Origin of the sequence: Streptomyces sp. CBMA29, assembly GCF_014596445.1 — a bacterium.
GTDB lineage: Bacteria > Actinomycetota > Actinomycetes > Streptomycetales > Streptomycetaceae > Actinacidiphila.
The window spans coordinates 31,575-51,867 of the sequence record NZ_MECL01000062.1 but is presented as its reverse complement, the minus strand read 5'-3'; the positions used below and the strand labels follow the sequence as shown (position 1 = coordinate 51,867).

Here is a 20,293-nt window from a genome sequence, read left to right as displayed (position 1 = left end):
GTCGCACACGACCGCGCCTGGGCGCGGTCGCCGCCATCGCAGCCACGAGTGTCGTCGCCACGATGATCGTGGGCGGGTCGGGAGCCTCCGCCGCGCCGCCGTCCAGAGCCAAGGCGTCGGCCGTGGTCTCGGGCGACGCGCGGTTCGAGATCCTCTCCCCCACGCTGATCCGCACCGAGTACGCGGGCGACACCGCGTTCCTGGACGCGCCGACCTTCAACGCCGTCGGCCGTGACGGCTTCGGCGGCGCCCCGTTCACCCAGCGGGTCAGCGACGGCTGGCTGACGCTGACCACACAGGCGCTCACGCTGAAGTACAAGGTCGGCTCCGGGCCGTTCACCGGCCAGAATCTCACCGTTCGGCTCAAGAGCGGCCGACAGGATGTGACCGCGGCGCCGTGGAAGGCGGCGACCGCCTCGACCTGCGCGCCCGGCACGCTCTGCGAGGCGGAGAGCCTGAAGCTGAACGGGGTGTCCGCGGCGAGCGACCACACCGGATACACCGGCAGCGGATTCGCCGCGGGCTTCGAGAACACCGGCGATTCGCTGTCCTTCACCGTCACGGTGCCGAGCGACGGCACCTACCAGTTCGACGCGCGCTACGCCAACAGTCTCGGCGGCGACGGCCAGACCGCCACCCGTACGCTGACGCTCTCCGCCGACGGCGGCGCGGGCCGCACGGTGACGCTGCCGACCACCGCCGACTGGAACACCTGGGCGGTGGCGACCGCGTCCGTCGACCTGACCGCGGGCACCCACACGCTGACGCTCGCGCGGACCGCCACGGACTCGGGCGATGTGAACATCGACAGCCTCGCCGTGGTCACGCCCGGCTCCCCCTACCCCGGCGCGGGCGGCGGACCGGCCGGCGACTGCGCGTACGGCGCGGTGTGCGAGGCGGAGGCCGGGGGTCTCGGCGGCTCCGCCGCGGTGCAGGAGGACCACAACGACTTCTCCGGCAAGGGCTTCGTCGCCGGGCTCCAGCAGGGCGCGAGCGACACCGTGCACCTCACCGGCGTCCCGGCCGCGGGCTCGTACGCGCTCCAACTGCGGTATTCCAACGCGCAGTCGGCGCCCGGCACGGTCGCGGTGACGGTCGGCACCGGTTCGGCGGCCACCACCACGCTTCCGGTGACGAGCAGTTGGGACGACTGGCGTACGGTCGCGGTGCCCGTCACGCTGGCCGCCGGGACCAACGACGTCACCATCGGCTGCCCCGGCGCTGACAGTTGCAAGGTGAATCTCGACACCGTCGCCGTCACGTCCACCGGCTCCCCGCTGCTGGCGCCGCACGCGCCGCTCGGCGGTTACCGGCGCGGCCTCGACGGCATCAACGGCAGCCCGCGCAACACACCGGGGCTGATGTACCAGGACGGCTGGTCACTGCTCGACGACACCGCGTCCGCGGTCTTCGACAACGCCAAGGAGAAGGTCACCCCGCGCGCCGGCCACGGCGGGAAGCCGTACCAGGACGGCTACGTGTTCGGCTACGGCCACGACTACCAGCGGGGGCTGGCGGATCTGGCGACGCTGACCGGTCCTTCGAAGCTGCTGCCCCGCTGGGCGTACGGCGTCTGGTACTCGGAGTACTACGACCGTTCGGCGGCGGACTACGAGAACACGATCCTGCCGAAGTTCCGTGCCGACAACGTCCCGTTGGACGTGCTGGTCACCGACACCGACTTCAAGTCCCCCGACCGCTGGGACGGTTGGGAGATCGACTCGGGCCGCTTCCCCGACCCGAAGGGCTTCTTCGACTGGGCGGCGGCGCAGGGGCTGCACAACACCCTGAACATCCACCCGAGCATCCTGTCCTCCGACCCGCAGTTCGCGCAGGCGCAGGCCACGTCGCAGAACAGGCTGACCAAGGACAACGCCGGGTGCTACAGCGACCTGGGGCACGGCGCGGACTGCTACACCTTCGACTGGGGCGACCCGAACCAGCTCAAGGCGTACTTCGACCTGCACAAGACGATGGAACAGCAAGGCGCGGACTTCTGGTGGCTCGACTGGTGCTGTGAGCAGTCGAAGTCGACGCTGGCCGGGGTCACGCCCGACGCGTGGATCAACGAGCAGTACGCCGCCGACACCGACAGCACCGTGAACCGCGGCTTCGCCTTCTCGCGGGCGTACGGCTCACTCCAGACCGGCGGTTACAGCGGCAGGGCCGGGCTCGCGACCGGGCCGTGGGCCGACAAGCGCACCACCGTGCACTTCACCGGCGACACCCGCTCGACGTGGGCGATGCTCCAGGCCGAAGTCGGCTACACACCGGGCGAGTCGGTGGCCACGGGACTGTCCGCCGTGAGCCACGACATCGGCGGTTTCAACAACGACGGTACGCAGGCGGCGGGCGCGGAGCCGGGCAGCACCAAGCTGGCCGACGACCTGTACGCGCGCTGGGTGCAGTTGGGGACCTTCCAGCCGATCGACCGGCTGCACTCCAACCACAGCGACCGGCTGCCCTGGCAGTACGGCGCCGCCGCGAAGACGTCGGCGGAGAAGTTCCTCAACCTCCGTGAGGCGCTGCTGCCGTACACGTACACCCTGGCCGAGGAGGCCCGGCGGACCGGTGTGCCGGTGGCCCGGCCCGCCTATCTGGCGTACCCGGAGGAGCAGGACGCCTACGCGACGGCGGGCGGCGAGTATCTGTACGGGCCCGACGTGCTGGTGGCGCCGGTGACGACGCCGGGGACGACGGCGACCACCTCGGTGTGGTTCCCGCCCGGCAGCCAGTGGACGGACTACTTCACCGGCACGACCTACCAGGGCGGCACCACGCGGCAGGTGGCGACGGATCTCAACTCGATGCCGGTGTTCGTCAAGGCGGGCGCGATCCTGCCGACCCGTACCGGCTACGTCGCCAACGACGTACAGAACCCGCTGACGAAGGTGACGCTCAACGTGCCCACGGGCGCGGCCGGTTCCTTCCGGCTCTACGAGGACGACGGGACGACGACGGACAGCGCCAAGAGCGCGACGACGGCGATCCGTTACTCGCAGAGCGGCGGGCGCGCGGACACCGTCCACACCCTGACGGTCGCCCCGGTCTCCGGCTCCTTCGCCGGGCAGGTCGCGCAGCGCCAGTGGACGGTGGCCTTCTCCAACGCCACCGCGCCGAAGTCCGTGACCGTGGACGGCGCCCCGCCGGCCAGGAGCGCCTGGTCGTGGGACGCCGCCGCCAGGAAGGTGACCGTCACCGTCCCGCAGAGGTCCGTGCGTCAGCGGGTCACCGTCAGCTATCGGTGACGCCGCCAGGGGACGCCGCCGAGGCCCACCGCGCCTCGGCGGCGTCCAGCGGGGCGCGTACGTCGGCGGCGTCGGCGGCGTCCGGGGCCTGGCCGTGCGGGGAGCTGTGCACGATCTCGTCACGCGCGAGACCGGACTCGATCACCGTCTCCATCCGCTCCAGCAGTTCGTTGTGGGTGGCGGCTAGCAGGGCGCGGTGGAAGGCGAGGTCGGCCTCGACCGCGTGCGCGGCGCGGCGCGGTGAGACCGCGTCCCACTCGCTCTGCAACGCCACGAGATCGAGTGTCGCCCCTGCGGGGATCTCGCCGCTGAGCTGGTGGTGCGCGGCGGTCAGGCCGATGCCTTGGTGACGCTCCAGCCGCCGTCCACCAGCAGGCTCGAACCGGTGATGTACGAGGCGTCGTCCGAGGCGAGGAAGGCGATGGCCGCGGCGACCTCCTCCGGGCGGCCGAAGCGGCGCGCCGCGGTCTCCGCGACGCTGCGGGCCCGCTCCTCCTCGGGCACCCGGTCCCAGGCCGAGGTGAGGATCGGACCGGGGAGCACCGCGTTGACTCGGACCTCGGGCCCGTACTCGACGGCCAGTTGGCCGCTCAGCGACAGCAGCGCGCCCTTGGCCGCCGCGGAGGCGGGGTGGCCGGGGATGCCCTTGTGCGCGTGGACGGAGGAGGTGAGGACGGCGGCGCCGCGGGCGGTGCGCAGGTCGGGCAGCAGCGCCCGGAAGCCGAGGAACCCGCCGGTGAGGTTGACCGCGAGCTGGCGCTCCCAGGAGGCGACGGACATCTCGTGGGCCGGGGCCACGTCGACGGTGTAGGCGTTGGAGACCAGGGCCGCTACGGGGCCGTAGGCGTGCGCCACCGCGACGATCCGCTCCCAGTCCTCGGGGTCGGACACGTCCGCCCGTACGGACACCGCCCGGCCGCCCTCCTCGCGGATGCCCGCGGCGACGCCCTCGGCGCGGTCGGCCGCGATGTCCGCGAGGACCACGGCGGCGCCCTCGGCCGCGAGCCGTTCTGCGGTGGCCGCGCCGATCCCGGAAGCGGCTCCGGTGACCACGGCCACCTTGTCGGCGAAGCGGAGTGCTGCGTTCATGTGCTGGTCCTGCTCCTCGGTACGGTGGGCCTGGTCGGTGCGGCCGGTGCGGCCGGAAGGTTCTGGGCCTCCCGCGACTTTAGTGACGCCCGGGGCCGTGGGCGGGCTCCCGCCGCGCCAGCACGACGAGTCCGGCGTCGTGTCGACCGGTCCAGCCGAACGGCCACGCCGCTGTGGAGCGGATACGCCCCGCCGTACACCGTCCCGTCCGCCGTGTCGGTGCAGCCGACGGCGGGGTCCGGCCGCCGGGCCCGCGCTCGTACGCGTGCCGGACCCGCGCCGGTCCGTCGAGCCCTTCCGGGCTGAAGGCGCAGGCGACGCACGGGGGGGGTGAGCGTGGCGCCGGGCTTAGATTTGCAGCTCCGGGTCGCTGTCCTGGCCGCTCTCCCGGCCGCCGCCCGGCCCCTGCGGAGCGGGCGCCGTCCAGTTGCCGAGGAGCTGGAGCGCCTGGGCGCTCGGCGAGCCCGGTTCGACGGTGTAGACGCACAGCGTCTGGTCCTGATCGCCGGGCGGTTGCAGCGACTCGTAGGAGAACTCCAGGTCCCCCGCGACGGGATGGCGGTAGCGCTTGATCCCGTGGGTGCGGCGCAGCACCCGGTGGTCGTTCCACCAGGTGGTGAACTCCGGTGAGCGCAGGGTGAGTTCACCGACCAGGTCGGCGAGCTGACGGTCGTTCGGGTAGCGGCCGGCCTCCAGCCGGAGCATGGCGACGGTCTCGGCTGCGAGCTGCTCCCAGTCGACGACGCGCTCGCGCGCCTCGGGGTCCAGCAGGTAGTAGCGGGCCATGTTCCGGCGGGTCGCGGGCAGCGCGTCGAAGTCGACGAGCAGCGCGCGGGCCAGTCGGTTGGACGCCAGCACGTCGGTGCGGCGGCCGAGGACGAAGGCGGGCACGTGCTCCAGCGTCTGGAGCAGCAGATGGAGCCCCGGCCGTACCCGCTGCGGTCCGGTCGGCGCGTGCCGGGACCCGGCGGGCCTGCGGGTCAGCAGGTCGGTCAGGTGCTCGCGCTCGGCGGTGTCGAGCCGCAGCGCGCGGGCGAGCGCGTCGAGCACCTCGGGCGACGGGTTCCCGCCGCGCCCCTGTTCGAGCCGGGTGTAGTACTCGGTGCTCACCCCGGCCAGCCGGGCCACCTCGTCGCGGCGCAGCCCCGGCACCCGGCGGACCCGGCCGTCGGCGGGCAGTCCCGCCTCGTCGGGGGTGATACGGGCCCGGCGCGAGCGCAGGAAGTCGGCGGTGTCGGTGCTGCGGTCCATACCCCCAGTGTGGCGGGCGGCACGCGGGCCGCGCGCGTCGTGACTGGCCCTGCCAGTACCTGCCTCGCTGGTGCGAGCCCGGCCGTTACCTGCCTGGTCAGGGCACTTTTCGGCGCTCTGCGGCGGCTGCCCGGGTGGTGTGCTGGACGGCAGGCGGACCGAGGGTCCGCCGCCGGATCACACCGAACACGAAGGGTGGACAGCCATGTCCGCGCACGACATCAGCAAGCCCCTCACCGGCCGGGTGGCGGTCGTCACCGGCGCCTCCAGCGGTCTCGGCGAGGCGTCCGCGGAGCACCTGGCGGAACTCGGCGCGAAGGTCGCGGTGCTGGCCCGCCGCACCGACCGGCTGGAGGACCTGGTCGCCCGGATCACCAAGAACGGCGGCGCCGCCCTGGCCCTGCCGGTCGACGTCACCGACCCGGAGGCCCTGCTGGCCGCCGCCGACCGGGTGGCGGCCGAACTGGGCGGCGCCGACCTGCTGTTCAACAACGCGGGCGTGATGCTGCCCTCGCCGGTCGACGAGCTGCGCACCGACCTGTGGCAGCGGCAGATCGACCTCAACATCAAGGGCCTGATGAACGCGATCGGCGCCTTCACCCCGCAGTTGATCGCCGCCGCGGCCGAGCGCGGCGTCGCCGACCTGATCAACACCTCGTCGATCGGCGCGCGGAACATCTTCCCGACCTTCGCCGTCTACTGCGGGACGAAGGCGTTCGTGACGCATCTGTCCACGAATCTGCGGGTCGAACTCGGCCCGAAGAACGTCCGGGTCACCTCCCTGGAGCCGGGCATCGTCGGCACCGAACTCCAGACCCACGTCACGGACGCGGGCGCGTTGGAGTGGCTGGACGGCGCCCGGCAGTCGATGGAGTTCCTGGAGGCCGGGGACATCGCCAGGACCGTCGGTTTCATCGCGACGCTGCCGCCGCGGGTCAACATCCAGCAGGTCACCGTCATGCCGACGGGCCAGCCGAGCTGACCCGTCGACAGCGGCGGTCAGTGGCCCGAGGTCGCCTTCAGACCGACCACGGCGACCAGCAGCAGCGAGACGAAGAAGATCCGGGCGGCGGTCGTGGGCTCGCCGAGCACCGCCATGCCGACCACGGCCGCACCGGCCGCGCCGATGCCGACCCAGACGCCGTACGCCGTGCCGATCGGCAGCGTCTTCGCCGCCTGGGAGAGCATCAGCATGCTCGCCACGATGCCCGCGCCGGTCAGCAGACTCGGGACGGGACGGGTGAAGCCGTCGGTGTACTTCATTCCGATCGACCAGGCCACTTCGAGCAGACCTGCGACAACAACAAGGACCCATGCCATGAGGGCACCTCCGTGGGTTTCGTGCTTACGGGGGTGCGCCGTCTTTGCAGGGGTCCCGGTACGACGCGCTCGTCGGGTTACTCGTCCGACCATAGCAAAGTCCGGCGATACGGCCATCCGACCGGGGTGCGGACCGTCCGCCGTTTCCGGGACAGTCCCGGAGTCGCACACCGTATGCGTACGGCGTATACCTTGACCCTCGGCGGCATCGTTCGTGGGTGTATACGCAGTACGCTGCGTAGTGGCGGCGGCGAGGAATCCGGTGTCGCTCAGGCTGTCGACCAGGAGGTGGCGGGACCCGTGGCGGCTCACAAGCGCTTGAACAGGGACGAGCTGATTTCCACCGCGCTCGCCGTGGCCGACAGCGAAGGTCTTGAAGCCGTGACGATCCGGCGGGTCGCCCAGCAGCACGACGTGACACCGATGGCGCTGTACCGGCACTTCCCGGACAAGGACGGGCTGTTCGACGCGGTCACCGAGCGGCTGCTGACCGACGTCCGGGTCCCGGAGCCGGACGAGCGACCGTGGCACGAGCAGATGAACGACCTGCTGAGCGGTTTCCTGGCGGCGCTGCGCCCGCACCCGAACGCCGCCGGTCTGGTGATCACCAGGATCTTCGCATCGGAGCCCGGTCTCGGTGTCACCGAACGCACCCTGGCGCTGCTCTCCGCGGCCGGTCTGCCGGTCGAGCAGGGCGCGCAGACCGCCGGTCAGGCGCTGTGCTCGCTGGTGACCCTGGTCATCACCGAGCCCGGCCGCAGCAATCCGGCCCTGGACCCCGAGTCCCGCGAGGAGGCCGTCAGCGCGAAGAAGGCGAGCCTGCTCGACCTCTCCCCCGACCGCTACCCGCACGTCGTGGCCGCCGCCGACGCGCTCTTGTCGTGCGCGAGCAACGACGCGTACTACCGGCGCGGTGTCGACATGATCGTCGCGGGCATGCGCGGCACGGCCCAGGACGCCCTGGCGGTCGAGGCCGCCGGCGGCTGACCCGGCGCACCCTCAGGACCCGGTGCCCGAGCCTGTGCGCCCTGGCGCTCAGGACGTCCGGCAGGCCCCGGGCGTACGGGGCCCGGTCCGCGCTCGACGGCCGGGCCGGAAGCCGTTACCAGGGGACGACGCCGGCGTCCTCGAAGAACGCGCCGGTCGGGCCGTCGTCGGGCAGGGTGGCGAGCCGGATGGGGGTGGCCGCGCCCTGCTGGGGGGTGCGGGGGCCGAGGAAGCCGGTGAAGTCGGTCGCGACCAGGCCGGGGCAGGCCGCGTTGATCAGGATGTTCGTACCGGCGAACTGCCGGGCGTAGTGCACGGTGACGGCGTTGAGGAACGTCTTCGTCGGCGAGTAGGCCGCCATCACCGGGCCGATCTCGATGTCCGGGTCCGCCTGCCGGGTCAGGGAGGCGACGGCGCTGGAGACGTTGACGATGCGCGGTGCCGCGGAGCGCCGCAGAAGAGGCAGCATCGCGTTGGTCACCCGGATGACGCCGAGGACGTTGGTCTCCACGACGGTGCGGACCAGGTCGAGGTCGAGCGTCGTCGGGTCCTGCGTCCACCCCGGCCCCGTCGGCCCTGAGATACCGGCGTTGTTCACCAGGGCGTCCAGGCGGCCCTCCCGCCACTCGACGAGTTCCGCGGCGCCGGTGACGCTGCGGTCGCCGGTCACGTCCAGCGGCACCCCGAAGGCGTCCACCCCGGCGGCGCGCAGCTTGTCCACGGCGGCTTCGAGACGGCCCTCGTCACGCGCCCCCACACCCACCCGGTAGCCGAGGGCGCCGAGGCCGCTCGCGATCTCGTAGCCGATCCCCTTGTTCGCGCCGGTCACCAGCGCGATCTTCGTTTCGCTCATACCGTCGATGCTCGCCCGCCGCCGGGCCGGGCATCCAACACCGATACGGCGCTCTGTGATACCCGGTAGGTATCACACGTACGCTGTGGTCATGGACACCTTGGAGACCCGCGAGTTTCGGTACTTCACGGCGGTCGCCGAGGAACTGCACTTCGGCCGCGCCGCCGAGCGCCTCGGCATGGCCCAGCCACCGCTGTCCCGCGCGATCCAGCGGCTCGAACGGCGGCTCGGCGTCACGCTGCTGACCCGCGACCGCCGCGGGGTCGTTCTGACCGGCGCAGGAGAGGTGCTGCTGCACGAGGGCCGCGCGGCCCTCGACGCGACGGCCGCCGCCGCGCGCCGTACCCGTCGAGCCGGTGGGGCCGACCGCGCGGGCGGGGCCCGCGACCGTCTGGTCCTGGCGGTGAAGGCCGCCGCGTCCCACGAACTGCTGCACAAACTCCTGGACGCCTACGCGGCCGAGCCGGACGCCGCCGAGATCGAGGTGCTGCCGAGCGGCACGTGCGAACAGGGCGAGATGCTGCGCGACGGCCGCGCCGACGTGGCGCTCATGCACAAGCCGTTCAACTCCCTCGCCGGATTCGACAGCGAGGAACTGATGACCGAGGGCCAGATCGCCATCCTGCCCGCAGGGCACCCCTTGGCCACGCGGACGACCGTGTCGCTGGCCGACGTCAGCGACCTCCCCGGTCTCCCGCTCGCCCGCTGGGCCCACGACGGCACGTATCCGCCAGGCCCTGGCCCCGAGATCCACGACCAGACGCAACTGGCCCAGCTCATCGCCCTCGGGCGCACCATGGCCGTCTTCCCCGACTCCGCCCGCGCCTGGCTGTGGGCCGAGCACACCGCCGTCCCGCTCAGCGACGCTCCGCCCGTCGTCACCCACATCGCCTGGCCCGCCCACAGCCGCTCCCTCCCCCTCGCCGCCCTGATCCGCACGGCCACCCGGCTGTGAGCCGGCGGACCGGGCGACCGGCGAGGGGCCGGGGCGCGGGCGTCAGGCCCGCTCGGGGAGCGCCGCTCCGACCGCGGTGAGCCAGGCGTCGGCGAGCAGGGCGTGACCGTCCGAGGTCAGGTGGATGCCGTCGTCGGTCCACTTGCGGGGACCCGCGTCGGCGGCGGCCCGCGTCATCAGGGCGTCGGCGGGGACGAGGGTGGCGGAGAAGTCGGCGGCCAGTCGCCGTACCACCGTCAGCTTGCCGTCCAGGTCGTCCCGGAACGCCAGTTGGTCGTCGCTGACGGGCATCACGAACGGCTCGATCAGCACCAGCGCGCTGCCCTGGTCGGCGGCCTGGCCGAGGACGGTGCGGTAGTGGTCCTCGTACTCCTCGTCGGAAGTGGCGTCGTCGCTGTCGAAGCGGCGCCACACCTCGTTGATCCCGACCAGGACGGACACCACGTCGGCGCCGACCGCCAGGCAGTCCCGATCCCAGCGGCCCCGCAGGTCGACCGCGCGGTTGCCGCTGATGCCGCGGTTGACGAAGCGCGCCCCGGAGCCGGGGTGTCCGGCCGCGTACCGCTCGGCCACCATGGCCGCGTAGCCGTCGCCGAGGGAGTCGGGCGCGTCCAGGTCGCGACCGCAGTCGGTGATGCTGTCGCCGATGAAGAGCACGACGCCGTCGTCCGGGACGAGATTCGGGCGGGCCTGCGGGCTCAGAGGGGACGTCATGATCGGGCCTTTCCCGTGCCGACACGCGTATCGCTGTTCGTACCACCGTTCGGATCGCCCACTGTACGGTCCCCGACCTGCCCGTTCGCGACCGGGCACGCGGCAACCTGCGGTCCGCGAAGGCGCGGAACCCGCTGGCGGAAACGTAACGGGCCCGTACCGGGCTTCCGGCCGCGGTGTTCGACGTCAGAGCCGTATGCCAATATGCGCAGCATGCCTTCCGTGGACCGCTATCTCACCGATGACGAAGAACTCATATACGTCACCCGGCAGCACTGGACGCAACTCGTCGGCGAGTTCGTGGTGCTGTGTGTGACATGGGCCGCGGCGGGCGCGCTGCTGTGGGTGCTGCCCTCCGGCAAGAGCTGGACGGACGCCGCAACGTACGCCGTGCTCGGTGTGGCCGCGCTCGTATCGCTGTGGTTCTGGCTGATCCCGCTCATGAAGTGGCGCGGCACCCTCTACGTCCTGACCACCAAGCGGGTCCACATGCGGGTCGGCTTCGTGAACAAGACCGGCCGCAGCATCCCGTTGGCCCGGATCAACGACATCTCGTTCGCCGCCTCACTGTGGGAACGGATCATCCGGTGCGGCACGCTCAAGATCGAGTCGGCCTCCGAGCAGGGCCTGCTGACCCTGAAGCACATTCCCGACCCCGAGGGCCTGAAGAGGACCATCTACGAGGCGATGGACGGCGACCAGGAGCACCGTTACGGCGCCGAGGAGCGGACCTCGCGTCCCCGCTGACGGGAAGACGGCAGGACGACGGGACGGCAGGACGACGGGAGACGGTGACCGGGGGCGAGAAGGCCGGTGGCCCACTGATCCGCGACCGGCTTCTTCATCGCGGACTCGGCCAACAACGTGATCCGCCGGGGCGACGCGCGGACCGGGACCCTCACGACCGTGGCGGGCGACCATACTGCCGACAAGGCGGACGACGGCCTCGGCGCGTTCTCCGGCCGGGGTCATCACGACGGTGGTGAACTCCTCAGCCGCGCCTGGCGGCGAGAGCAGCGGCGCGGCGGGCCCGACGGCTCCGCGCGGCCACGGCGCCGCCCCGCGCGGTCCCGCCCCGCAGAAGTCCTGACCGGGTCCCACCAGACGGAGACAAGACTGACGATGAGCAACACCGCTTCAGGCCGCCCGCGGATCTCCCGGCGCCGCTTCGTCGCCCGCGCCGCCGCGCTGGCGGGCGCCGCCGGGGTGGCGGGCGTGCTGCCCGAGAACCTCGCGCGGGCCGCGACCGCGGGGCCGGCCACGGGCGACCTGTCCCAGATCAAGCACATCGTGTACGTGATGATGGAGAACCGGTCGTTCGACCACTACTTCGGCGCCTTTCCCGGTGCCCGCGGCTTCGACGACACGACGGCGATCAAGCTCCCGAACGGCGACTCGGTCTTCCGGCAGCCCGATCCGGCCCACCCCGACGGGTATCTGGAACCATTCCACATGTCCACGCTCAGCACGGGCGCCGCCGCGATCCCGTCGCTCTCCCACGACTGGCGCGACCAGCACGCCTCGTGGAACCAGGGCGCGATGGACGGCTGGCTGTCCGCGCACATCGCCTCGGACGGCGAGGCCAACGGGTCCTACACGATGGGGTACTTCACCCGCGAGGACATCCCGTTCCACTGGGCGCTCGCCGAGTCCTTCACCCTGCTGGACAACTACCACTGCTCGGTCCTGGGCCCGACCTACCCGAACCGGCTCGTCTGGATGTCCGGCACCAACGACCCGGAGGGCACATTCGGCGGGCCCGTGCTGGAGACGGTGCGGCCGAACCCGATGACCCACCCGTCGGCGGCGGAGGTCCTGTACGACGCGGGGTACAGCGTCAAGACGTACTTCTCGGGCGCGACCAGCGGGTACAACGTCTTCGCCTGGTTCGCCAGCTTCCAGAACAAGGCGACCCTGCCCGTCGCCCTCCACAACGCCGTCATGACCGGCGGCACGCTCTACGGCGACGGCACAGCGGGGCGGGTCGGCGATCCCACCCACCCGTCCCCGGCGGCCGACCCGACGCTCGGTTTCGAGGAGGACTGCGCCAACGGCGTCCTCGCGGACGTGTCCTGGCTCTACATGCCGAGCGAGGCGGACGAGCACCCGCCGAATCTCCCGGCGGCCGGCGCGCAGTACCTGGCGTCCAAGCTGGAGGCGCTGGCGTCCAACGAGGAACTGTGGAACTCGACGGTCTTCGTGTTGAACTACGACGAGAACGACGGTTTCTTCGACCACGTCCCGCCGCCCGTCCCCAACCCCCGTACGTACCCGGAGGAGTTCGTCCACCTGGCGTCTCCGAAGGGCACTCCGGGCGGGGGGCTGCCGGTCGGCGCGGGCTTCCGCGTGCCGTGCGTCATCGTCTCCCCCTGGACCGTGGGCGGCCGGATCTTCTCCGAGGTCTCCGACCACACCTCGGGCCTCCGGTTCATCGAGACCGTCACCGCGGCGGGCGGCCTGTCCGGCCACGGTCCTGTGACCTTCACCCCGATCAGCACGTGGCGCCGCCGCACCTTCGGCGACTTCACCGGCGCCCTCCGCCTCCAGAACCGCGACCCCGCCCCGGCCAGCCCGGAATTCGCCCCCGCCACGACAGCCGCCCACCTCGCCGCCCAGACAGCGGCCGCCGCCCAGCCCATGCCCGCGCGCCCGGGTGCCGCCCAGTCCTTCCCTCCCCCGCGCTGACCCGCCGGGTACGGCGGGTCTACCCCGGGCTGTGAACGGGCCGCTCGCCCGCGGCCGGGTCCGGTGTCCCGGTGAGGGTGATGGCGATGGCCGTCTCCTCCTCCGGGACGACGAACACCGGGTCGCCGTGGGCGAGTCCGGCCTTCTCGCGGTACACGCGCGAGCGCAGGAGGGTGTCGCCGACGCGGACGTGGTAGTCCCAGCAGTCGCCGTGGTAGATGCTGAACTCGACGGTGCCCTTCCAGCCGCGGCCCGAGGGGTCCTTGCGGGACAGGACCAGACTCTCCGGGCGGATGAAGACGTTGACGCGGCTGCCCACGGCGGGCTGTCCCGAGGCGAGGCAGCGCAGGCGGCCGTGCGGGAGGTCGATCTCGGCGAGGTCGCGGTGCGCGGAGGCCACGGTGCCGGGGAGGCTGTTGGAGATGCCCATGAAGCGGGCGGTGAACTCCTCGCGCGGCCGGGCGTAGATGTCCTGGGCCTGGCCGCGTTCCACGATCCGGCCGTGGTCCATCACGATGACCTCGTCGGAGACCGCGAGGGCCTCGTCCTGGTCGTGGGTGACGAAGACCGTGGTGATGCCGAGGCGTTGCTGCACGGCCCTGATCTCGTCGCGCACCCGGTCCCGCAGTCCGGCGTCGAGGTTGCTCAACGGCTCGTCGAGCAGCAGCACTTCGGGTTCGCGGGTGAGGGCGCGGGCCAGGGAGATCCGCTGCTGCTGGCCGCCGGACAGGGCCGGTGCCGGGCGGTCGGCGTATTCGGCCAGGCCCACCATCTCCAGCGCCTCCATGGCGCGCCGCCTGGCGTCGGCCTTGGGCAGCCGCTTCTGCCCCGAGCGCAGCGGGAACATGACGTTCTGCACGGCGGTCATGTGCGGCCAGACCGCGTAGGACTGGAAGACGACGCCGATCGGCCGGTGGTGGACGCCGACGAAGACGCCGTCCGCGGGCGCGCACATCAGCGTGCCGCCGATGCTGATCCGGCCGCCGTCCGGTTTTTCGAGTCCGGCGATCAGCCGCAGGGTCGTGGTCTTGCCGCAGCCGCTGGGGCCGAGGAGGGTCACCAGCTTTCCCTCGGGCACGTCCAGGTCGATGCCGTCGACGGCGTTGCGCAGCACCGTACGGCCCTGGTACCGCTTGATCAGTCCGCGTACCTCGATCACGAGACTCTCCTTCGAGTGCTCCGGGTCTGGTGGGTGCTCACCGGCGGTTCAGGCCGGTCTTCCTGGTGAGCAGGCTGACGACGGCGACGATCACGGCGAGGAAGGCGACGATGAGCACTCCGAGGGCGGCCACGATCGGGTAGCTGCCGTTCGACCACTGCTGGTAGATCGTCACCGACACCACCTGGGTGCCCTGGGTGTAGAGGAAGATCGCGGCCGATATCTCACGGAAGGCGACGATGACCGTGTAGAGGAACGCGGCGGTCAGCGAGGGCGCGAGCAGCGGAACGTAGATCGTCCGGAAGGTCCGCGGCCAGGAGGCGCCGCTCGCCGCGGCGGCCTCTTCCAGCTCGTCCTTGATCTGGGCCATGCCGGGCACGATGTACCGCAGGCCGTAGGGCAGTCCGATCGTCACGAAGGCGATGACGAGAATGGTCAGGGTGCCGTACAGGTGCAGCGGGATCGGGGCGGTCAGGTACCAGTAGAGGATGCCGACGCCCATCACGACGCTGGGCACCGCGAGCGGTACGGTCGCCAGGCCGTCGAGCAGGCCGCGCCCGGGGACCTTGGTCTTGACGGTGATGTAGGCGACGACCGCGCTGATCACGGTGACGACGGCGCCCGCGATGACGGCGGTGACGAGACTGTTGCGGACCGAGTCGAGCAGACCGGGGGTGTGCCAGATCTCGCGGTAGTTGGCGAGCGTGAGGTGGTGCAGCGCCGACAGCGACGGCGGCTCGTAGCCGGGCAGCAGCGACGACCAGACGAGCATCAGCAGTGGCAGCGCCACCGCGACGAGGAAGAACACGACGAACGCGGCCAGCCCGAGCCAGCGCCAGCGGCCGAGGTCGGTGGCGGTCGGCCGGAAGCCCTTGCCGGTGACGGTCTGCGCGGCAGCGCCCGAGCCGCTGAGCCGCCGCGACAGCCACAGGCCGCCGCTGGCGACGGCCAGGATGAAGATCCCGATGACGCCCACCGTGCCGTAGTCGGTGGGGAACGCCTGGAGCGCGTTGTAGATCTTGCTGACGAACACGAAGGTACGGCCGGGGACGCCGATGAGCTGCGGCACCTCGAAGGTGGAGATGGTCTGGACGAACATCAGCAGCACGGCCGACATGATCGCGGGCCGGATCAGCCGGGCGGTGATCGTACGGAAGACCCGCCAGGGCGGCGCGCCCGACGCCAGCGCCGCCTCCTCCAGCGAGGAGTCCATCGAGGTGAACGCGGCGGTGCCCATCAGGAAGGCGACCGGTGTGACGTGCATGGACTGCACCAGGACCATGCCCGCGAGCGAGTAGATGTCGAAGGCGGGCAGGCGCAGGTCGCGCAGCAGCACATTGAGGGCGCCGGTGTGCGGGGCGAACAGCAGCGCCCAGGCGACGGTGTTGAGGATGCCGGGGATGATCAGCGGGATGAGGGCCGCGACGCGGGCGAAGAACTTCGCCGGGGTGTTGGTGCGCGTGACCAGATACGCCAGGCCGAAGCCGACCACGGTGCTGATCACGGCGGTGGCGGCGGCGTACCCGAAGGAGTTGCCGACCAGGGTCCAGAAGTCCGGGTCGCCCAGGGTCTCGGTGTAGTGGCGCAGCGTCCAGGAGGTCGGCGCGGCGCTGAGGAACGACGTCTGGAGGCTGGCCACCGCCATGGTACCCGCCGGTACGAGGGCCAGGTACGCCACGACCACGGCGACGGCGGCGAGCAGGGGATTGCGCGGGTCGCGGAACCAGCCGGTCAGCCTGCCGAGGCGGGCGCGGTGGACGGGGAGCGTGGTCGGGGGCGGTGGCGCCGGGCGGGACCGGCTGAGCAGGCTCATGAGCGTGGCCGTCCTGGGGTCGGTGCGGGTGGAGCCGGGTGGCGGGCGGTGTGCGTCCGCGACGGGCGGGGCGGCCCCCGTCGTTCCGCTGCGGCGGACGAGGCGGGCCCGGTCAGACGGCGTGCAGGGCCTTCTGATACTCCGTCAGATAGCGGTCGTAGGTGTCCGCGCTGATCACCGGCAGCGACCAGGCGGGCTTCCACCTGGCCGGGTCGTACACGCTGGTGTCGTTGTCGGCCAGCGGGTCGAGCGAGGTGTGGTTGGTGATGCCGACGACGTTGGCCTGGCCCTCGGTCGACATCAGCCAGTCCATGAAGAGCTTGGCCGCGGCCGGGTGCGGTGCCTTCCTGGCGATCTCCGCGAGGGCCGCGGCGGCCGGCTGCGGGTCGGTGTTGCTGAACGCCATCCGGGTGGGCGTCTTCTTCGCGAGCGAGGCGGCCTTGTACGCGTACGCGTTCACCGAGGCCAGCGGCTCCCCCGCCTGCACCTCGGTCAGCGACTGGGTGTGACTCTCCACCAGCCGGGGCGAGTTGTTCCCCAGCTTCTTCACCAGGGCCAGCGCCTTGTCGTGGCCGAGGCCGGTGATCAGGCTCTCGTACCAGTTGATGGCCGAGGGGTCGATCGAGAAGTGGCCCTTCCACTCCGGCCTGGTCAGGTCCTCGATGCTGGTCGGCGGCCGCAGGCGCTGCGCCTTGACGCCGGTCGGGTTGTAGGCGATGGCGCTGGTGAGGATGTACACCGCGTTGCCGTAGCCCTTCGGCAGATCCCGCAACTGGGCCGGGAGCGGGGGCACGTGCGGCGGCTCGTACGGGATGAGCGTGCCGACCTGGATGAGCTGGTAGACGGGCTCGCAGTCCGCCGAGATGACGTCGGCGTTGTACTTGCGGCCGCGCTGCTCGGTGACCAGGCGGGAGGGCAGTTTGTCCGCGCTGAGCCGCAGCGCCTCGACCTTCACACCGGGGTACGCCTTCTGGAAGGCCGCGATCATCTCGTTCACGTCGGAGTCGGCGAAGGTCGTGTACCAGACGACCTTGCCCTCCTGGCGGGCCTGCGGCAGCAGTTCCTCCGGCCGCTGGGCCGGTTCGACCTTCGTGGTGACACCGGCCGCGTCGCCCGCGCAGGCGGTCAGCGCCCAGGCCAGCAGCAGGGCAGCCGCTGTCGCGAGGGGGGCGCGCACGGCTCTGCCCGCTCTTTGTCGTCCATGCGGTGTGTGCATGCGGTCATCCTCCAGTTGAGGTCCGCGGAAAGAGCCCGGCCGTGGCCGAATTTCGTCGGAGCTCCGCTCCGAAACCTCTGACAGTCTGGACTGTCGGTATGACCATTGCAATAGTCAGCGCATACTTGACCGAGTACCGGGAGGCGGGAAGGGCTCAATACCGGGGCACACGGAGTCCATAGGACCCGGAGGCCGAACTCATGGGGGGCAGCACGGAGGCAGGTCCCCACCAGGGCCTATTGGTCATACCCTAATCAGCTACTATGGGGTCGTCAACGTCTATGGAAGGAACCCTTATGGCCGCTCGCCGTCCGACAGCGAGGATCGAGGACGGTCAGTCCGGCCGGCTCCTCAGCCCCGTGAACGACCGACGGATCTCCGCGCTGATCGTCGACCAGGTGCGCTCGCTCATCCACGAGGGCAAGTTGACGCCGGGCGACCGGCTCCCGCCGGAGCGCGAGATGTGCGAGCGGTTCGGGGTCAGCCGGGTGACCGTGCGCGAGGCGCTGCGGGTGCTCGAAGCGGGCGGACTGGTCGAGATCCGGGTGGGCGCGCACGGCGGGGCGTTCGTCACCACGCCGACCAGCGACCGGGTCGGGGCGAGCATCACCGATCTGCTCACGCTCTCGTCGGTGTCGGCGGCCGATGTGACCCAGGTCCGGCTGGTCCTGGAGGTCGGCATCATGCCGCTGCTGTGCGCGAACGCGGACGACGAGGACATCGCCGCGCTCCAGGCGATCTGCGACCGGCAGGAGGAGGCGGTCGCGGGCGGCAACTACGACGTGTCGCTGTCCGCCGAATTCCATACGCGGCTGGCGGCGAGCACGCACAACACCGCGTTCGAGATGCTGATCCACTCCTTCCACGGGCCGCTGCTGATGTCGCTGGCGACCGCGCAGCAGACGGCGCCCGAAATGGGCAAGCGCGGCCTGGAGGAGCACCGGGCGATCATCGCGGCCATCCAGGCGGACGACGTGGAGACCGGGCAGCGGATCATGCGCGAGCACCTGAGCAGGACCGCGGACCGGCTCTGCCTGGACGAGCCCAAGGCGGCGGGTCGGCGCAAGAAGCAGTAGGCGGCTGTGTGTCGGCACGCGGTGCCGAACCCCCTTCGACGCGGAGATCCGGGTCGAAGGGGGCGCGTTCCCGGCCCCGGTTCCTCCGCTCAGCCCTGCGGCGCCCGGCCCATGAACAGGCAGGTGTAGAACGCCTTCCAGGCGATGTCCAGATCCTCCACCCCGGCCGCGCGGTAGCCGTCGAGGTGGTCCTCGGCGCTGGGCAGCGGGTAGTTGTGGTGGTGGCTGGGCGCGGACGGCCGGTACGCCCCGAAACTCCTGCGCACCGACCGGTAGCGCTTGTCCCATACGTCGGCCGGCCCGATGTGGTCGAGGTTGACCATCCAGCCGCCCCCGGCCAGCAGCCCGGTGGCCTCGCGGTAGAAGCCGTGCAGCTCCGCCCGGTCGAGGTGGTGGCTGGCCCGCGAGGTGACGACGACGTCCGCTCCCCCGGGCACTCCGGACGCGCGCAGCTCGGTCATGTCACCCACGGTGAAGGTGACGCGGGGGCCGAATCGGGCCAGGTCGATCCTGGCCCGGTCCAGCATGGTCTCCGAGGCGTCGAGCCACACGCCCCGGGCGCCGGGGAAGGCGTCGAGCATGACACCGAGGAATTTCCCGGAGCCGCCCGCGACGTCCACGACGAGCTGGGGCCGCGGTGTCACCTCGGCGACCACGCGGGCGGCGATCAGCCGCGGCAGTGCGAGCAGGTCGTGTTCTCCCTGCGGGTCCGCGTCCAGCCACGCCGTGGCGAAGTCGGGGTCGGACCATACGGCGGCGGCGGTACGGCTCATGTCCGGCATGTCGTCGGCTCCAGTCCTGATGAGGGCGGTCAGGACCGCGCGGCCGGGGCGGCGTGCGCCTCGTCGTACTCGGGCGCGTTCTCCAGATAGGCCACGTTGTCGTAGCCGAGCTGCTTGAACAGCCGGTTCTGGCCGGAGATCAGCACCAGAGGCTCGCCGTCCGCCGAGAAGTGCTGGGCGATGGTGTTGTGCGGGACGTAGAGGGTGTCGCCCGGCTTGATCTCGTGCCGGGTGGGCTCCTTGGCGATCCGCGCGTAGTACTTCTCCGCGATCTCCGCCTCGACCTCCCAGTGCAGGCTGTAGCCGTGGCCGGAGCGTACGTAGAGGATCTCGTCGGCCATATGCCAGCGCCTGCCGGAGCGGCTGCCCGCCGGGATGTCCAGAACGAAGGCGTCGACGCTGAAGGTGCGGACGTCGTCGCCGGGCGCGGAAAGGGTCCTCACCCGGCCGAGCGGGGTCAACTCCCATGGCGTGACAGCGGACTTGACGACCTTGCGGAGCTTGTCCACGTCGGGGGTCCATACCCGTGACCAGTCCTCGCGGGGTCCGAAACGGTCCTCGTTCTCGACCGGTCCGCTGCGGCCCTGCTGGATCAGCCCGAGGTACATCCACTCGGACTTGGCCTTGAAGATCAGGCAACGGGCGGTCTCGTCGTACGGGTTGAAGTGCCGGTGGACCGAATCGGTGTGGACCAGGACGAGGTCGTCCTTGGCCCAGTCGTAGCGCTGGTCGTCGTGGATCTCGTAACCCGCGCCGTCGAGGATGTAGAAGGCCGCCTCGTTCTGGTGCCCGTGGCCGTGGTTGGACGAGTGCGGGGGCAGTTCGACGAAGTGCACCTGGAGGCTCTGGGTCAGGAACGGCTCGTCGCCGGGGCCGACCCGCCACCACGTACGGGACTGCTCCGAGTCGCCGGAGTGTCCGACCTTCGCGTCGTCCACCACGACCGAGTCGTCCCGGACCCGGGGAGCGTCGAGCTGATTGCGGCGGAACTCCTTGAGACCGTACGTCTCGGACGTGATCCCCCGGAGAAAGACCCGGCCCTTCTTGTCACTCATACGGCTCTCCTCTAGACCTCGGGTCATTGGCCTAACCTTTATATCAACCTACCTCTAGGCCGTCAACGACTCGAAACGGTGATGGTTTAA

At 71.3% G+C, this 20,293-nt stretch carries 17 protein-coding genes and 1 pseudogene; 7 read left to right on the top strand and 11 right to left on the bottom strand.

Annotation, left to right across the window (positions count from 1 at the left end; genetic code table 11):
- Positions 1-62: 62 nt before the first annotated feature.
- On the top strand, positions 63-3,248 hold the full coding sequence (locus BGM09_RS09195; protein WP_411158283.1) for a TIM-barrel domain-containing protein: 3,186 nt from the start codon (positions 63-65) through the stop codon (positions 3,246-3,248).
- On the opposite strand, the pseudogene BGM09_RS09190 reads toward BGM09_RS09195, so the two are convergent.
- The 3 genes and pseudogenes from BGM09_RS09190 to BGM09_RS09180 all read right to left on the bottom strand — a co-directional run.
- A pseudogene (locus BGM09_RS09190) lies at positions 3,235-3,528 on the bottom strand (FCD domain-containing protein); the annotation flags it as partial. The gene BGM09_RS09195 and the pseudogene BGM09_RS09190 overlap by 14 nt on opposite strands.
- A gap of 50 nt (positions 3,529-3,578) precedes the next feature.
- Positions 3,579-4,337, bottom strand: a complete 759-nt coding sequence (locus BGM09_RS09185) for an SDR family NAD(P)-dependent oxidoreductase (protein WP_188280979.1) — start codon at positions 4,335-4,337, stop codon at positions 3,579-3,581.
- A 348-nt stretch (positions 4,338-4,685) separates the two neighbouring features.
- Entirely contained in the window at positions 4,686-5,588 is a 903-nt protein-coding gene (locus BGM09_RS09180) for a helix-turn-helix transcriptional regulator (protein WP_188280978.1), read from the bottom strand.
- A 205-nt stretch (positions 5,589-5,793) separates the two neighbouring features.
- Here BGM09_RS09180 and BGM09_RS09175 point away from each other — a divergent pair, with 205 nt between their 5' ends.
- Positions 5,794-6,570: an SDR family oxidoreductase gene (locus BGM09_RS09175; RefSeq protein ID WP_188280977.1), complete on the top strand. Its 777-nt coding sequence runs from the start codon at positions 5,794-5,796 to the stop codon at positions 6,568-6,570.
- 17 nt (positions 6,571-6,587) lie between these two features.
- On the opposite strand, the gene BGM09_RS09170 is transcribed toward BGM09_RS09175, so the two are convergent.
- Positions 6,588-6,908, bottom strand: a complete 321-nt coding sequence (locus BGM09_RS09170) for a DMT family transporter (protein WP_188280976.1) — start codon at positions 6,906-6,908, stop codon at positions 6,588-6,590.
- 300 nt (positions 6,909-7,208) lie between these two features.
- Here BGM09_RS09170 and BGM09_RS09165 point away from each other — a divergent pair, with 300 nt between their 5' ends.
- Positions 7,209-7,895: a TetR/AcrR family transcriptional regulator gene (locus BGM09_RS09165; RefSeq protein WP_317452603.1), complete on the top strand. Its 687-nt coding sequence runs from the start codon at positions 7,209-7,211 to the stop codon at positions 7,893-7,895.
- Positions 7,896-8,010: 115 nt separating this feature from the next.
- Here BGM09_RS09165 and BGM09_RS09160 read toward each other — a convergent pair whose 3' ends face one another.
- Positions 8,011-8,748 (bottom strand): SDR family oxidoreductase, encoded by a 738-nt coding sequence (locus tag BGM09_RS09160; protein WP_188280974.1) that lies wholly within the window; start codon positions 8,746-8,748, stop codon positions 8,011-8,013.
- 91 nt (positions 8,749-8,839) lie between these two features.
- Here BGM09_RS09160 and BGM09_RS09155 point away from each other — a divergent pair, with 91 nt between their 5' ends.
- Positions 8,840-9,703: a LysR family transcriptional regulator gene (locus BGM09_RS09155; RefSeq protein WP_188280973.1), complete on the top strand. Its 864-nt coding sequence runs from the start codon at positions 8,840-8,842 to the stop codon at positions 9,701-9,703.
- Positions 9,704-9,745: 42 nt separating this feature from the next.
- Here the strand turns inward: BGM09_RS09155 and BGM09_RS09150 are convergent, their stop codons facing one another.
- Positions 9,746-10,417 (bottom strand): SGNH/GDSL hydrolase family protein, encoded by a 672-nt coding sequence (locus BGM09_RS09150; RefSeq protein WP_188280972.1) that lies wholly within the window; start codon positions 10,415-10,417, stop codon positions 9,746-9,748.
- A gap of 213 nt (positions 10,418-10,630) precedes the next feature.
- On the opposite strand from BGM09_RS09150, the gene BGM09_RS09145 reads away from it, so the two are divergent.
- A complete protein-coding gene (locus tag BGM09_RS09145) occupies positions 10,631-11,164 on the top strand; it encodes a PH domain-containing protein (RefSeq protein WP_188280971.1) in 534 nt (177 codons plus the stop codon).
- Positions 11,165-11,323: 159 nt separating this feature from the next.
- Positions 11,324-13,102, top strand: coding sequence for a phospholipase C (locus BGM09_RS09140; RefSeq protein ID WP_317452602.1), 1,779 nt, complete (start codon positions 11,324-11,326; stop codon positions 13,100-13,102).
- Positions 13,103-13,121: 19 nt separating this feature from the next.
- Here the strand turns inward: BGM09_RS09140 and BGM09_RS09135 are convergent, their stop codons facing one another.
- The 3 genes from BGM09_RS09135 to BGM09_RS09125 form a co-directional block, all read right to left on the bottom strand.
- Positions 13,122-14,261, bottom strand: a complete 1,140-nt coding sequence (locus tag BGM09_RS09135) for an ABC transporter ATP-binding protein (RefSeq protein WP_188280970.1) — start codon at positions 14,259-14,261, stop codon at positions 13,122-13,124.
- A gap of 37 nt (positions 14,262-14,298) precedes the next feature.
- Positions 14,299-16,074: an ABC transporter permease gene (locus BGM09_RS09130; RefSeq protein ID WP_188280969.1), complete on the bottom strand. Its 1,776-nt coding sequence runs from the start codon at positions 16,072-16,074 to the stop codon at positions 14,299-14,301.
- 112 nt (positions 16,075-16,186) lie between these two features.
- The gene (locus BGM09_RS09125; RefSeq protein ID WP_188280968.1) at positions 16,187-17,251 is read right to left on the bottom strand and encodes an ABC transporter substrate-binding protein; all 1,065 of its coding nucleotides are present in this window, start codon (positions 17,249-17,251) and stop codon (positions 16,187-16,189) included.
- Between the two features lie 335 nt (positions 17,252-17,586).
- Here BGM09_RS09125 and BGM09_RS09120 point away from each other — a divergent pair, with 335 nt between their 5' ends.
- Entirely contained in the window at positions 17,587-18,366 is a 780-nt protein-coding gene (locus BGM09_RS09120) for a FadR/GntR family transcriptional regulator (protein ID WP_188280967.1), read from the top strand.
- An 89-nt stretch (positions 18,367-18,455) separates the two neighbouring features.
- Here the strand turns inward: BGM09_RS09120 and BGM09_RS09115 are convergent, their stop codons facing one another.
- Both BGM09_RS09115 and BGM09_RS09110 read right to left on the bottom strand, forming a co-directional pair.
- Positions 18,456-19,148 (bottom strand): class I SAM-dependent methyltransferase, encoded by a 693-nt coding sequence (locus tag BGM09_RS09115; protein WP_188280966.1) that lies wholly within the window; start codon positions 19,146-19,148, stop codon positions 18,456-18,458.
- 29 nt (positions 19,149-19,177) lie between these two features.
- Positions 19,178-20,203: a cupin domain-containing protein gene (locus BGM09_RS09110; RefSeq protein ID WP_188280965.1), complete on the bottom strand. Its 1,026-nt coding sequence runs from the start codon at positions 20,201-20,203 to the stop codon at positions 19,178-19,180.
- Positions 20,204-20,293: the final 90 nt, after the last annotated feature.